The following is a 12,886-nucleotide window of genomic DNA, read 5'->3' as shown; positions in this document are numbered from 1 at the left end:
CTACCTTAATTACAGTTACTAAAACCCAACCTTAGCATCGAATCAGGCCTTTCAACAAAAATTATCGTTGTAACTTATAACTCCTTTACATAAAGTCTGCTCCTCGCCTAAACTTTGCTTGTTTTACGTAGTTTTTATATGAATTTATGTTGCAAAAAAGTCGGCTTCGCTTTCTAAAATTTCAAAAACTCTATCGAGCTGCGTCAGTTCAAAAATAATTTTAACTGAGGGAGCAAGATTGCAAATTCGGAAACTCCTCTCTAAACCCAAAGCCAGTTTATGTGCAGATAACAATGCCATCAAACCTGCGCTGTCTAAAGATTCTACTGCCCCTAAATCTACTACCAAGATGGAAATATCATTTTTTGCGAGCTCCGTGGTTAGATCTCGTTCAAATTCTAAGGCGTTTGCAGCATTCAAAGAGCCTTGTGGTTGAATAACCGCAATTTTGGGATACTGAAGCACTGCTTGCATGGTTACATCCTATGAGAGTTATTGAAGCGTCAAGGTAAGAATTATTTGAACATAAACTTTTTTTTGTTGCATCGACCATATGTCTTAGGTTTCTTTGCTGAATCTTTATTGCTTTAGTATGTCTGTTTAAAGATTGTCATAATTCCAGTTGAAAATGTGCTCGTATATACTTTTTTTTAATCTCAGTTCAAAAACAATCAACATAGACAGCAGTAAAACAGAAAAATTATCCGTAACTTTCCTGAGGAAACTTGCCTAGTCTATAACTTAAGCTAATTTAGCTAAATTTTAACGGAAAGTTAAATGTCACACTTCAGTGTTACCGATGATATTAGGCAAAATCACAGCAAATTATTTATCTAGTTAATTTAAATTGTGATCTATATCACTAATGAAGTAGTGTGCGATCGCTTTTTATACTTAGATATATCTGGAATAATTAATATCATATAGAGTTGGGTTATTACTTATGAGAACTAGGTACGCTATTCGTAAATTGGTAGAAAAAGCTCTTGATATTAAAAAATTAACTCCTGAGATAGAAAATGAAATTAACTCAGAACTAACGCAACTGGGTTACATTTCTGACGTTGATTATGAAGCTTTAGAATTATTAATGTCAGAAATGGATGCTGGTCGAATTCAGTTGGTTTCTAGCCTCGGATATTAATCCTCTGTCTTTGGATATAGATGTTTTTAGATTCAGATTATTAAGTAAATTTAATAAAGACTAGAGAAATCAAACTGTAAAAAAATAGTTATGCTAGCTCCGGCATGGCTAATGAAGAAGAAGAATTCACCACACATGAAGATAGCTCCTACCAGCGTACCTTCTTGAAACACAACACTGATAATAAGGGCGACCTTGGTTTTATTTTCTATGAGATTGATTATTTAAATACTAAGGTGGCGTAAACTGTGCTAATGACCACCTAGATTGTGCATTCTTCATAAATAGCCATGCAGTTCGCTAAACGCCTAGAAAAAATCCCTCCCTATCTGTTTGCTGAAATTATCCACAAGCAGAATGAACTCATTGCTAAGGGAGTTGATATCATCAATATGGGTATTGGCGATCCAGATAAACCGACTCCTGCTCATATTCTCCAGGTAATGCATGAGGCGATTGAGGATGCTTCTATGCACAATTATCCGCCCTACCAAGGTACGAAGCAATTCCGGGAGACAGCGGCTAAGTGGATGGAAAATCGGTTTGGCGTGACAGGGTTGAATCCCGAAACAGAAATTGTTTCTTCAATTGGTTCTAAAGAAGCAATTCATAATACTTTCTTAGCATTTGTGGAAGCAGGAGACTATACATTAATACCAGATCCTGGTTATCCTGTGTATCGGACTTCGACAATTTTTGCTGGTGGTGAATCTTTTACTATGCCTTTGAAGGCAGAAAACAGTTTTTTGCCTGATTTGAGTAGCATACCCGAAGAAGTAGCTCACAAAGCAAAGCTATTGTGGATTAATTATCCGAATAATCCCACTGGGGCGTTAGCAACACTAGAGTTTTTTGAAGAATTGGTAGCTTTCTGCAAGCAGTATGATATATTGCTGTGCCACGATCACGCTTACTCAGAAATGGCATACGATGGCTACAAACCGCCTAGTGTGCTGCAAGTTGCGGGTGCGAAAGATGTGGCTATGGAATTTCACAGTCTGTCTAAGTCATACAATATGACGGGTTGGCGAGTGGGTTTCGTTGTTGGTAATCCTATTGGCATTCAAGGTTTGGCCCAGGTAAAAACTAACGTAGATTCTGGGGTGTTTAAGGCAATTCAACAAGCAGCGATCGCAGCTTATTCTAATACCACAGAGGCAGAACTCCAAACCATCATGTCGGTTTACCAAAATCGGCGTGACATTATCATCAATGGACTGCAATCTCTAGGTTGGCCAATTCAGCCTCCTAAAGCTACCCTTTATGTCTGGACGCCTGTTCCTCAAGGATATTCCTCAATAGAATTTGTGAATTTGCTACTTGACAAATGTGGCATTGTTGTCCCTCCTGGCAGTGGTTACGGTGTATGTGGAGAAGGCTTTTTCCGAATAGCTTTAACTATCTCTGACGAACGATTGCGAGAAGGAATTCAACGCATGAGAGATGCTGGCATTCGTTACGTGTGAATGGCTCTCTGGTGACTGGTGACTGGCGACTGGGGACTGGGGAGATGGGGGAGTGTGGGGAGTGTGGGAAGAGAGGGGGGAAAGATTTCTTCACCATCTTCCCACACCTCCGTCTCCTCCAACACTTCCCACACCTCCTGTTTGCCCCATACCCCATGCCCCAATCCCTAATCCCCAATCCCCAGTCCCTCTTGGGATGCTTGCCAAAGTTGGTGAATAAACTGATTGAGTTGCTGTTTTGCGGCTGGATCAAGCTCAGCTTTTGGTTGTTTTGCTAAAACTTGGCTCAATAAAGTAATTACTTCTGTGTCTAAAGCTGGTTGAAATAAATCGGCAGGCCAAAGTAGGTCAGATGCATCGCGTAAATCGGTAATCAGGGGGGATTCTTCCATGAAGGTGACCATCAATAAAGGACGCACCCAGCACAACTGGCGAGAAACTACAAATTGAATGACTTCTGCATATAGATTTCTCTCACCATGCTTTAAAGACACTATTTGTCCCGGTTGAAGAAAATCTAGGTTCATGTCCATCATTTAGACAGTTTGGGCGGCGATAAAGATTGTTTTGTAAGTTCTTGAATTTAAAAGCCAGAATGCGCTCCTTTTAAAGGAAGCTTCTGTAACATTAGGGTAGCACCTCACGGCAACGATGTCTTAGAGATATGGTTTATCAGTGTCTACCCAAAACTAATAGGACTAATCCCTAACAGCAAAGGGTTTTCCTAGCATAGTATCTCGACAGAAATACTATAGAATAGGTAAATAACTGTTAAGCGATCGCTAAACAGAGGCTTTGTTGTAGTGAATTAACGATTAAAGAGCAAAGAGCAGTGTCAGTTGAAACCATTGAAAAGCGTTCTACCTCCCGCAAGCTCGCACCTCGCTATCGCGTTTTGCTCCATAACGATGACTACAACCCTATGGAGTACGTGGTACAGGTATTAATAACTACTGTGCCCAGCCTTACCCAACCACAGGCTGTTAGTATCATGATGGAAGCTCATACTAACGGAATGGCTTTAGTCATTACTTGCGCTCAGGAACATGCTGAGTTCTATTGCGAAACATTGAAAAGTCACGGTTTAAGTAGCACGATTGAACCTGATGAATAGTCATTAGTCATTAGTCATTAGTCATTGGTCATTGGCGATCGCTGACTTAGTTTGTATGAAAAAAAAGCTTGTCCGTTTAGCCCAACGCCCTGCCCCTATTAGGTTGGGTTATTTTATTTTGAGTTTATTGCTGCTATGGTTGCCCTTAGCTGCACCAATATACCTACTAGTCAATAATTCAAATTTAGTAAGTATATTGACAATGGTGTTGTTATATGCGTTATTTATTGTTCTCTTGAGGCTTTGGGGTAAGCATGTCTACCAGCAGCCCCAAATTCTGCGGCATTATGGCTTAGAATTCACGCGGCAAAACGGTGTGGATTTAATCCGTGGTTTGGCTATGGGGATAATTAATATTCTGATACTTTTTGGGGTACAAGGTTTTTTGGGTTGGTTAGTCTGGCAGCAACCAAAAGTTTTATTGATAAAAGTAATTTTAGAAGGTTTAATTGTCGCTTTAGGCGTTGGTTTTGCTGAGGAATTATTATTCCGCGGTTGGTTGTTAGATGAATTACAGCGAGACTACAGTCCGCGTGTGGCGTTATGGACAGATGCGATCGCATTTGCAACTTTGCACTTTATTAAACCGTTAGCAGTAATTATTCAGACACTACCGCAATTTCCAGCTTTAGTATTGCTGGGGTTAACGCAGGTATGGGGAAAGCGCTGGCGCAGAGGACGCTTAGGTTTTCCCATTGGTTTGCATGGTGGTTTAGTCTGGGGTTACTACATTATTAATGTGGGGAAATTAGTCAAATATTCTGGTCAAGTTCCTGATTGGGTAACTGGTGTCAATAATAATCCTTTACAAGGAGTGATGGGGGTATTTTTAATGAGTATACTGGCGTTTTTGATATGGGGGCAACAGAGGCGATCGCTTGTTTGATAAGATGAGCGTTACCATATTGTTTATATAATGATGCATATTAATCGCAGTATATTATGAGCTTCACTTTAGCTGACTTTCAAGTTGGCAATATCGTCGCTGGAAAAATTACGAAGCTCGAACCAACAGGTATTCTAGTTGATTTTGATACAGATAAACTAGCTTTTGTGCCATTAATAGAGCTATCATTCGCTGAGATTGAGACCCCGGAAGAAGCTGTGCAACTAAATGAAATCCGAGAATTTTTAGTTGTGGGAGACTACGATGGCGAACACGGTATTTTCTTCTCCAATTGTTCGCCTGACACACTTAAAGATAGCGATCGCTTGTACGAGACTGCATTGGATTTGGCTTCTGAAAAATGTGGTCATTCCATAAATAGAGAAGACCTAATCGTACACACTAAACTTCTTGATATTCATAGACATGGTTTATCAGTAAGGATTTCCTGGTTTTTATGTTCTCAAGAACATCCTCCAACTGTTTCTTTTTCAATTCGCAAACTAGAAATGCGAACAGCATGGGAACGGGTACGACAATTACAGACTGAGGACGTAACAGTATATGGAAAAATCCTTAAAAAAACTTCAAGGGGTGCATTAGTGAAAATAGAGGGTTTGCGTGGAGTAATTCTTACTCATGTTGATAAGCATAGAGAGGAATTAGTAGTAGGGGAGGAACTTCCGCTCAAAATTATAGAAGTGAAAGAGGAGTATAATCGCTTAGTAGTGCTCCATCGCTCTGTTTCAATCAGACTCAGACTATTGCAGGTTGGTCAAGTTGTTAGCGGCACTATACGGAGCATCAAAGATTATGGTGTTTTCGTTGATATTGGAGATTTATATGCTTTGTTACCGACCTCAAAAATGTTCCATCCATCTGTTAACCATCCAAACCAATTTTTCAAAATTAATGACAATTTAAAAGCAACGATCGCCGAACTAGATCGTAAAAATGGTCGAGTTATTCTAGAAAGTTGTGGAAGTTAAGAATGTTAGACCTACCCCACATTTTTGACTGAAATAATTCCCTCACTACACCACTGGATAAGTAGCCATCTGTCAGAATCTTTATCCAGTGCTGGCTTGAGACGGAAGTTAAAAACCTCTTGCCAGACCTCTACCCCATACTGAGATACAAAATCTGCCTCCAGTTGTTTGAACTGTTCCCATTGCCGATTTCCGATCGCGGTCAGCATGGGAACGATGGCGGTGATTGGGAGTTCTGCTGCCACGGGTGTCATTATTTACCCCCGCGTTTCAACCACTGTACCCACCACACACGCTTTATCCAAATTAACGCCGCTCAAATTCGCACCTTCTAACTCTGCACACAGCAAATTCGCCCCTGTAAAATTTGCCCCTGCCAAATTTGCCCCACGCAAGTCAGCTTCCTCAAGGTTTGCTTCACTCAATAATGCTCCTTGCAAATCAGCACGACTCAAGTCTGCACCTTTGAGATTTGCCCCAGTTAGGTTTGCACCGCGCAAGTCAGCACCGCGCAAATCCACACCTTGCAAGTTCACATTCATCAAATTGGCACCGCTGATGAAAGCACCCGCCAAGGATACATCGCTGAGTCTGGCTCCCATCAAGTTAGCACCCCGCAGATTGCTACCCCGCAAGTCAGCGCCGGTTAAATCTGCTTGCATCAGGTTTGCTCCCATGAGGTTCGCCCGCAAGTCGGTTCCTTGGAGGTTCGCCCCCATTAAATTCGCTCCCTCTAAATGCCCACCTTCGAGTTTAGAAGCAGCGAAGTTAACACCGACAAGGGTGGCACCAGCAAGATTAATTCGGTTTAAATCCAGTCGAGAAAGTTCCTCGTCTTCTAAATTTGCCCCTGGAAGTTGTTTGAGTTTTCCTAATTTGATAGCTTCAATATTCATTTGGGGTAACTACTAATCTCCTCACTTGTCTTGCTGTGGCTATCCCATTGGGAATCGAGTAGCCAGACGCCGCTGCTGACTTTGGGTGTCATTATGGGTAAGTCGAGTCCCTGTTGTAAACCCATAACTAATAAAGCTAAGGTATCTACAAGTTTAGGATCGAAGCGGGTGGATTGTTGCTGTCTGCACTCATCTAAAGCTTGAGTAAATATTTCTTGACGACTCTGATTTGAAGATTTCCGCTGATTTACTCGCCACTGAAAGTCTGCCAATAATGCCAAAATTCTCGACTCTAAGGGAATTTCATCTCCAGCTAAACCTGCTGGTTCCCCTGTGCCATTCCACCATTCGGTTTGGTGAGTAATAATTTGGGCAACTGCTCGCAGCCGTGGCATGGTTCGCAATACCTGTGCCCCTGGTATTAAAGGACAACTAGGAGCATCTTCTTGGGAATGTGTGGGTATTTTACCAGAAGTGAGAACACTTTCTGCTTTTTGTAATGGATCTATGCGATGCAACAAAGCTGCTAGCCGCAATCTCTTAATCTGCCATGCAGGAAGATCCAAAAGCTGAGCGACAACTTCGGCAAGTGCTACTACTTCGGCAGCTGCCATTGGATTGTTGACATCTGCTATATCTAGCAATTGCGCCATCCGCAAAAATGCTTGGATTTCGTTAGAAACCAAATTCCGATCTAAGGTTTGTTGTCCAAGGGCTGTGGGGATGGATAAATTGTTTTGTCCAGTATGGAGATAATCGACTACACGGGAGACAACTGTACCCAAGTTTTCTAATCTGGCACTAGATGGTACGATCGCCTCTCTATGGGCAATGAGTTTATTCGCCAGTTCTGGGTTGTATTTTTGGATGTGAGCGATCGCTATTTCTGCTGTCTCTTGCACTAACTCTGGTTCAAATGTCCACAAACCATAGAATTTGCGCTCTAAGTCTGATGTCGGTATGCCACTGCTGCCATAATCAGCCTCTGATAACTCTTGACAAATTACCATTGCTGTGTAGTTTGGCGACAAAATAATTAAGTGCCACTCTTGTGCTACTGGATCGGCTGAATCTAATGCTACTAAGTCTACATTCGGTAGCAGGCTTGTGGGATGTTCGGCAAACCCACCGTCAGGGGCAGCCATAATCACAATCTCGCCGCTGCGTTGGGCGATGTCTGCATATCGTTCGGCTTCTTGCAGATACCATTTACCCTGTTGGAAGGCTGTGATGACTAAAGGGCGATCGTCGTCTGCTAGGATGTGGTCTTCTAGGGCATGGCACAGGGATACTAGGGTATTTTTATAGTACACCCCGAATCGAATTGGCCTGGTGCTGTGGCGATGAGCTATTTGCAGCTTTTGTAGAATTGAACCTTCTAACATGAGTTTGGGATTTTATAAAAACGAACCGCTTCAGGCGCTAAGGATGCTGAGGAAAAGAAGGCGGAGAAATTCAAAATTTTTAATTCTGAATGTCCCCATATTTTTTTATGTTTTCTAGGATACACCCGCTAGCTGTTTTTCTTTCCTCTCGATTGGTGAAGAAAGTGCTGCTTCTAAGTCGGCACAACCCAGTTTTTCTTCTAAAATATTCATGACTTCGCGTCCGAAGTCGTTGGGATTTTGCCGCCAAGCTTGTAAACAGACTTCTCCAAAGAAGGAACCGAGGGGTTCGGGGTTCCACAGGAGTTTTTTAGCTGTCCACGGCATCAAGCTCATTGGATTATACCCTGGTTTAAGGATGCCCTCTTTGAAGGCATATTCTTCTAAATGGGTATGGGGTTGTAGTCCAATAAAGAAGATGGCAGGTTCGACTTTATCAGCACCAAAAATTCGCTCTAGTTCCCGGTGGTAGGCGATGGTTTGGCGGATGGTTTCGGGACGTTCGTCAATGACGTTAAAGGAGTAATTGACGGAAACCAAGTCATTGAAACCGGCAGCTTTTAAGTCACGACAGTTTTGTAAGACGGTTCGGAGGTTATATCCCATCCGCATTTTCCGCACGAGTTCTTGAGAACCGCTGGTAATGCCGATTTCAAAGTAGTTCATCCCGGTTTTCACCATCAACTCACACAGTTGTGGTGTCAAATTGTCAGCTCGAATGTAAGCTGCCCAATGGATATCTGTCATACCAGAATCGACGATCGTTTGCAAGAGTTCTATGGCATCGTCGATAAATTTGCGTGCGGGGATGAATTGGGCATCGGTAAACCAGAAGTTGCGAATGCCGCGATCGTATAATTGGCGCATCTCGGCAACTACTTCATCTGCTGGATTAATGCGTACTTGTTTGCCTTCGACAACCGTATAAACGCAATAGCAACAGTTGTGAGGACAACCACGCTTAGTTTGTACGCCTATATAAAAGTCTTGCTCTTGCAGATAATAGTTAAACTCCGGCCAAATACTTTCGATATAGTCGTAGTTGCAAGCTGTTTTTTCTATGGGAGTCGGTTGTTCGTGAATTAGCCGTTTTCGTGGTTGAGTTTCTCCCACAACATAACAGCGTTCATCTCGAAACTCTCTGCCACTTAGAAGTTTTTCCAGCAGAGTTTCCCCTTCACCCACAGAAATAATTGTCCCTTGGGGTAAGGTTTTACCCAATTGTTCGTAAAATACGCTGACTGCACCACCACCCACAACTGCACGGGCATCAGAATTATATTTTTTGGCACGCTTTAAACCGCGTTTGATTAAGCCCAGGTTGCGCCACAACTCTACATAGTAAGCGATGAAGATTCGCAAACCGCCTAGCGCTCCCCGTAGTTTTAATAGAGGATTCTTGGCGTAGTAAAATTCAAAAGCGTTTTGTAGCGGGTTACCACCACGTCCGCCGACTGGGGCATAAATTTGAATATCCCGCCAAGAAAATACTAGTAGTGCGGGTTTAAATTCATCGATACACCGATCTAAAGCCGAGTTGTAGTCTAAAGGTGGTACTGTTCCCAAATCAAAGATGCGCTGTTCGATGTTGGGAAATTGCTTGTGGACGCTATCGCTGAGGTAGACAACCCCAATGGGAAAGATGGGGTTACAGGGAAGGCGAACATAAAGAATTCGATTTTCCATTATGGGTGTTTTGACTGCCATCTTGCCAATGTTGGGGTAAAACGAGAAAAACTTCAGTTTTAAGGGTTGTTTTTGTTTTGGTTGCTTTTATCTATCACAATCTTGCTTGACATTGAAGCCGATTATTGATATTTATCAACTTTTTGTTCGCGATTCTAAGAATCAATAAAGTTACCCTGCACGCTAAATGCATGTGAGTGAGAGATGTTTATGAAGATATTTTTCATATAGCTTTACGATAACATTGAGTTTATTCAATAAGCGACCATCTAGTTGTATTAACCTTGGGATAGATCGAACACCAAAACTCACTTGTTCGCAAAGTGAAAAGCAAAGGGATCGTCGTCAGATTAATATTCTATTTATCTGTCTTGGGAAAATTAAACTTTTTATAGTGAGTAAAAATATCTAAAGATTTCAGTTATAGTGTATAATTGCAAAAAAGGCATAAATAATTACAAAATTTTCATAACCATAAATATTTCTTTAGATAGAAATAATCTATAAATATTCAGTTGGTATTCACAGTTACAGCAACTGGGGATCAGTCAGTGCTAGGCTTGGAAAGTCTAATGTAAAATTGTGGCGTAAAGCTCCTCAGCAGTTATGGCTCAAATTTTAGATCCTCTACCACCTGAGCAATCGGGGAAAATTCTCTGCTGCTACATTAATGCCACGAGCAAAATACAGGTAGCTCGCATCTCTAATATTCCCAATTGGTATTTTGAAAGGGTTGTCTTTCCAGGGCAACGCCTAGTGTTTGAAGCTCCGCGAACAGCTCAAATTGAGATTCATACGGGTATGATGGCTAGTGCAATTTTATCCGATACGATTCCGTGCGATCGCCTGATGCTCGATGACCCTAGCAATTATGAGTTGGATACAGACTCATCATTTGGAAAAGAACCTATAGATACCACAAAAATGGTGCAGCAACTTAATACAAAGACCGGAGATAGTATAAAACCCTTACAAATCGCTGGTTTAGCAGCTATTGATTAAAAAAAACAATTTGGCTCAATTTCGGGGTTGCTGAATTCAGCAGCCTTTTTTTTATTAGTCATCAGTCATTAGTCATTGGTCATTAGTCATTAGTCATTGGTCGTTAGTCATTAATCATTAGTTATTTGTTCCTCTGCTCCCCTGCTCCTCCTGCTTCCTTGTCTCCCTTGTCTCCCCTACCACCTACATAGCGATTGATGGAAGTCCCTTAATTCTCTTCCCAATGCCCCATGCGCCATTGTCATCTACAATCATTCTTATGAATCTGCCTTCATTTCTTTGGTTGTGGAAAATCGCCGCCTGGTCGATGGGGTTGTCCCTGCTGGCATACCTAATGTTAGCAGTCACCGGCGTTTGGATGTTTCGGGCGAGAACTTCGCAGCAATTTCCTTTTATTCCGTTATTTATGGGCGGAAATAGAGGAGTGCGATCGCTGCACTATTTAATGGGTATGAGTATGGTCAGTTTAGTGCTACTATTGCTGGCGATCGGCATTGTTGGCACTTTGGGTCACTTTGGTTCTCTAGGACACTCGTCACACTTGCTGGCGGGATTGATTGTGGTAGCCTTGGTTTTACTGTCTGCTTTCAGTGCAACCCAAATTAATGCCAGACGACCTTGGGCTAGACCTTTACACATCACCGTAAATATTATTTTGTTTCTAGGATTTGCTTGGGTATCCGTTACTGGCTGGAGTGTCGTCCAAAAGTATTTGCCTTAGGCGAAGTAGGACGAAAAGCTATCCTACAATGAAGAAAAGCATTGTAATTGAGCCGTGACAGCAAATTCAGCCAATACTTCAGCTTATATTTTTAATCTCTCTCCTTTGATTCGCATAACGCTGCTGAGTCTATACATCGCACTCACAGTTCCCTTACCCTTTTTATCCCAGGTAACAGCCTCACCAATACCCCCAGCATTATTATGGGTAGGGATTAGTATCGGCTTTGTTGGCTTGTATGCAGTTTTGACTGAACGAGTAATAGTAGACGAACAAGGAATTCAGGTTAGTTACCCCCGTTGGGTTCCCAGCTTTTTTCGTAAAGGCTGGTTTTTACCTTGGTCAGAAGTCAAAGAGTTAAAACCTCGCACCACTGGTCAAGGAGGTATAGTTTATTATTTTCTCAGCCAAGATGGAAAAGCTTATCTACTACCAATGCGTGTAGCTGGATTTGCCCGTTTGGTGCAGATTGTCCAGGCAAAGACCAATATTGACACTACAGATGTTCGTCCGTTAGCACAACCGTGGATGTATGCGATTTTATTAGTATTCACCCTGTTGTTACTGTTCGTTGATGGTTGGGCGATCGCCACAGCTTTAACTATAAAATAGGGCATGGGGCATGGGGCATGGGGAGTGATGAGTTAGGAGTTAGGAGTTATTCTCCTTGTCCTCTTGTCTCGTTGTCTTCTTGTCCTCTTCCTCATCTCCTCACTCCCCACTTTGCTTGAATAGTGTCATAGCAAAAGCCACACTCAGGCTAGAACAAGTTAATCTGTTTACAATGCCCCATGCCCAATGCCGCCATACTCAGGCTAGAACAAGTGAATCTGTCTACAAAGCTGAAAACCCAAGCTTCAGGGAATCAGCTGGGATATCCCATATTGCAGGATATTTCCTTTGAGGTATTCCAGGGCGATCGCATAGCCATTGTAGGCGCAGTGGGCGCTGGTAAAACTTCGTTACTACGCCTGATAAACCGCCTCATTGAACCCACTAGCGGCAAAATCTATCTAGAAAATCAAGAGTATCGCCAAATTCCCGTCATACAACTACGCCAGATGGTGACACTTATGTTGCAGGAATCAAAGCTGTTGGGGATGACAGTGGGGCAAGCTTTGGCTTATCCTTTGGTTTTGCGTGGTTTGTCCAAACAGGCAATTGAGGAAAGAGTCAATTACTGGACAGAACAACTGCACATTCCCAATGAATGGCTAGGTAGAACAGAGGTGCAGCTTTCTGCGGGACAGCGACAATTAGTAGCGATCGCTCGTGCCTTACTCATCCAGCCTAAAATTTTATTATTAGACGAACCAACCTCTGCCCTAGATGCTGGTGCAGCTTCCCATCTAATACAAGTCTTAATCCAATTGAGTCAAACCCGTCAAACCACGATTTTGATGGTAAATCAGCAACTTGATTTAGCCCAGATCTTTTGCACTCGATTATTACACTTACAGCAAGGTCATTTATCAACAAACCAAAGAGTTTCTGAAATCAACTGGCATGAATTACGAGAAACTTTGATAAAAGCACAATCTCAAGACGATTTTGAATTTTAAATTTTTGGATTAATGAAACAGGAGACACGAGTTAG

16 protein-coding genes are annotated in these 12,886 nt (G+C 42.1%); 10 read left to right on the top strand and 6 right to left on the bottom strand.

Annotation, left to right across the window (positions count from 1 at the left end; translation table 11 throughout):
- Window positions 1-144: 144 nt before the first annotated feature.
- Window positions 145-474, bottom strand: a complete 330-nt coding sequence (locus NSTC745_RS02475; protein ID WP_445635730.1) for an STAS domain-containing protein — start codon at window positions 472-474, stop codon at window positions 145-147.
- Window positions 475-943: 469 nt separating this feature from the next.
- On the opposite strand from NSTC745_RS02475, the gene NSTC745_RS02470 reads away from it, so the two are divergent.
- The 3 genes from NSTC745_RS02470 to NSTC745_RS02460 all read left to right on the top strand — a co-directional run bounded on the left by NSTC745_RS02470 (window position 944) and on the right by NSTC745_RS02460 (window position 2,610).
- Window positions 944-1,144: a hypothetical protein gene (locus NSTC745_RS02470; RefSeq protein WP_096536754.1), complete on the top strand. Its 201-nt coding sequence runs from the start codon at window positions 944-946 to the stop codon at window positions 1,142-1,144.
- Between the two features lie 104 nt (window positions 1,145-1,248).
- Window positions 1,249-1,389, top strand: coding sequence for a hypothetical protein (locus NSTC745_RS02465; protein ID WP_445635729.1), 141 nt, complete (start codon window positions 1,249-1,251; stop codon window positions 1,387-1,389).
- A gap of 45 nt (window positions 1,390-1,434) precedes the next feature.
- Complete coding sequence (locus NSTC745_RS02460; protein ID WP_445635728.1) at window positions 1,435-2,610, top strand: LL-diaminopimelate aminotransferase; 1,176 nt, start codon at window positions 1,435-1,437, stop codon at window positions 2,608-2,610.
- A gap of 167 nt (window positions 2,611-2,777) precedes the next feature.
- Here NSTC745_RS02460 and NSTC745_RS02455 read toward each other — a convergent pair whose 3' ends face one another.
- On the bottom strand, window positions 2,778-3,143 hold the full coding sequence (locus NSTC745_RS02455) for a hypothetical protein (protein WP_445638512.1): 366 nt from the start codon (window positions 3,141-3,143) through the stop codon (window positions 2,778-2,780).
- A gap of 299 nt (window positions 3,144-3,442) precedes the next feature.
- On the opposite strand from NSTC745_RS02455, the gene clpS reads away from it, so the two are divergent.
- From clpS to NSTC745_RS02440, 3 genes are read left to right on the top strand one after another with little or no spacing between them, the layout of a single operon-like run.
- A complete protein-coding gene (gene clpS / locus NSTC745_RS02450; protein WP_073641179.1) occupies window positions 3,443-3,724 on the top strand; it encodes an ATP-dependent Clp protease adapter ClpS in 282 nt (93 codons plus the stop codon).
- Between the two features lie 55 nt (window positions 3,725-3,779).
- Window positions 3,780-4,610 (top strand): lysostaphin resistance A-like protein, encoded by an 831-nt coding sequence (locus tag NSTC745_RS02445; RefSeq protein WP_445635727.1) that lies wholly within the window; start codon window positions 3,780-3,782, stop codon window positions 4,608-4,610.
- A gap of 56 nt (window positions 4,611-4,666) precedes the next feature.
- Complete coding sequence (locus NSTC745_RS02440; protein ID WP_445635726.1) at window positions 4,667-5,599, top strand: S1 RNA-binding domain-containing protein; 933 nt, start codon at window positions 4,667-4,669, stop codon at window positions 5,597-5,599.
- An 11-nt stretch (window positions 5,600-5,610) separates the two neighbouring features.
- Here the strand turns inward: NSTC745_RS02440 and NSTC745_RS02435 are convergent, their stop codons facing one another.
- From NSTC745_RS02435 to NSTC745_RS02420, 4 genes are all read right to left on the bottom strand, one after another.
- Window positions 5,611-5,853 (bottom strand): hypothetical protein, encoded by a 243-nt coding sequence (locus NSTC745_RS02435; RefSeq protein WP_445635725.1) that lies wholly within the window; start codon window positions 5,851-5,853, stop codon window positions 5,611-5,613.
- Between the two features lie 3 nt (window positions 5,854-5,856).
- Entirely contained in the window at window positions 5,857-6,495 is a 639-nt protein-coding gene (locus NSTC745_RS02430) for a pentapeptide repeat-containing protein (RefSeq protein WP_445635724.1), read from the bottom strand.
- Window positions 6,492-7,880, bottom strand: coding sequence for a DICT sensory domain-containing protein (locus NSTC745_RS02425; protein ID WP_445635723.1), 1,389 nt, complete (start codon window positions 7,878-7,880; stop codon window positions 6,492-6,494). The genes NSTC745_RS02430 and NSTC745_RS02425 overlap by 4 nt, the downstream gene beginning before the upstream one ends.
- 114 nt (window positions 7,881-7,994) lie before the next feature.
- A complete protein-coding gene (locus NSTC745_RS02420; RefSeq protein WP_445635722.1) occupies window positions 7,995-9,587 on the bottom strand; it encodes a photosystem II high light acclimation radical SAM protein in 1,593 nt (530 codons plus the stop codon).
- 585 nt (window positions 9,588-10,172) lie between these two features.
- Between NSTC745_RS02420 and NSTC745_RS02415 the strand changes: the two genes are divergently transcribed.
- The 4 genes from NSTC745_RS02415 to NSTC745_RS02400 all read left to right on the top strand — a co-directional run bounded on the left by NSTC745_RS02415 (window position 10,173) and on the right by NSTC745_RS02400 (window position 12,851).
- Window positions 10,173-10,568, top strand: coding sequence for a DUF1830 domain-containing protein (locus tag NSTC745_RS02415; RefSeq protein ID WP_096536762.1), 396 nt, complete (start codon window positions 10,173-10,175; stop codon window positions 10,566-10,568).
- A gap of 259 nt (window positions 10,569-10,827) precedes the next feature.
- On the top strand, window positions 10,828-11,289 hold the full coding sequence (locus NSTC745_RS02410; protein WP_445635721.1) for a DUF4079 domain-containing protein: 462 nt from the start codon (window positions 10,828-10,830) through the stop codon (window positions 11,287-11,289).
- 54 nt (window positions 11,290-11,343) lie between these two features.
- The gene (locus tag NSTC745_RS02405; protein ID WP_445635720.1) at window positions 11,344-11,901 is read left to right on the top strand and encodes a hypothetical protein; all 558 of its coding nucleotides are present in this window, start codon (window positions 11,344-11,346) and stop codon (window positions 11,899-11,901) included.
- Window positions 11,902-12,080: 179 nt separating this feature from the next.
- Window positions 12,081-12,851, top strand: coding sequence for an ABC transporter ATP-binding protein (locus NSTC745_RS02400; RefSeq protein ID WP_445635719.1), 771 nt, complete (start codon window positions 12,081-12,083; stop codon window positions 12,849-12,851).
- Window positions 12,852-12,886: the final 35 nt, after the last annotated feature.

The sequence above is a fragment of the Nostoc sp. DSM 114161 genome (assembly GCF_052692665.1).
Note: the sequence above shows the minus strand (reverse complement) of the source record. Positions and strands in the feature narration are given on the sequence as shown.

Bases quoted from the DNA above. Each gene is read 5' to 3' on its own strand.
- NSTC745_RS02475 (WP_445635730.1), bottom strand. From the start codon at position 474: ATGCAAGCAGTGCTTCAGTATCCCAAAATTGCGGTTATTCAACCACAA.
- NSTC745_RS02470 (WP_096536754.1), top strand. From the start codon at position 944: ATGAGAACTAGGTACGCTATTCGTAAATTGGTAGAAAAAGCTCTTGAT.
- NSTC745_RS02465 (WP_445635729.1), top strand. From the start codon at position 1,249: ATGGCTAATGAAGAAGAAGAATTCACCACACATGAAGATAGCTCCTAC.
- NSTC745_RS02460 (WP_445635728.1), top strand. From the start codon at position 1,435: ATGCAGTTCGCTAAACGCCTAGAAAAAATCCCTCCCTATCTGTTTGCT.
- NSTC745_RS02455 (WP_445638512.1), bottom strand. From the start codon at position 3,143: ATGGACATGAACCTAGATTTTCTTCAACCGGGACAAATAGTGTCTTTA.
- NSTC745_RS02445 (WP_445635727.1), top strand. From the start codon at position 3,780: ATGAAAAAAAAGCTTGTCCGTTTAGCCCAACGCCCTGCCCCTATTAGG.
- NSTC745_RS02440 (WP_445635726.1), top strand. From the start codon at position 4,667: ATGAGCTTCACTTTAGCTGACTTTCAAGTTGGCAATATCGTCGCTGGA.
- NSTC745_RS02435 (WP_445635725.1), bottom strand. From the start codon at position 5,853: ATGACACCCGTGGCAGCAGAACTCCCAATCACCGCCATCGTTCCCATG.
- NSTC745_RS02430 (WP_445635724.1), bottom strand. From the start codon at position 6,495: ATGAATATTGAAGCTATCAAATTAGGAAAACTCAAACAACTTCCAGGG.
- NSTC745_RS02425 (WP_445635723.1), bottom strand. From the start codon at position 7,880: ATGTTAGAAGGTTCAATTCTACAAAAGCTGCAAATAGCTCATCGCCAC.
- NSTC745_RS02420 (WP_445635722.1), bottom strand. From the start codon at position 9,587: ATGGCAGTCAAAACACCCATAATGGAAAATCGAATTCTTTATGTTCGC.
- NSTC745_RS02415 (WP_096536762.1), top strand. From the start codon at position 10,173: ATGGCTCAAATTTTAGATCCTCTACCACCTGAGCAATCGGGGAAAATT.
- NSTC745_RS02410 (WP_445635721.1), top strand. From the start codon at position 10,828: ATGAATCTGCCTTCATTTCTTTGGTTGTGGAAAATCGCCGCCTGGTCG.
- NSTC745_RS02400 (WP_445635719.1), top strand. From the start codon at position 12,081: ATGCCCAATGCCGCCATACTCAGGCTAGAACAAGTGAATCTGTCTACA.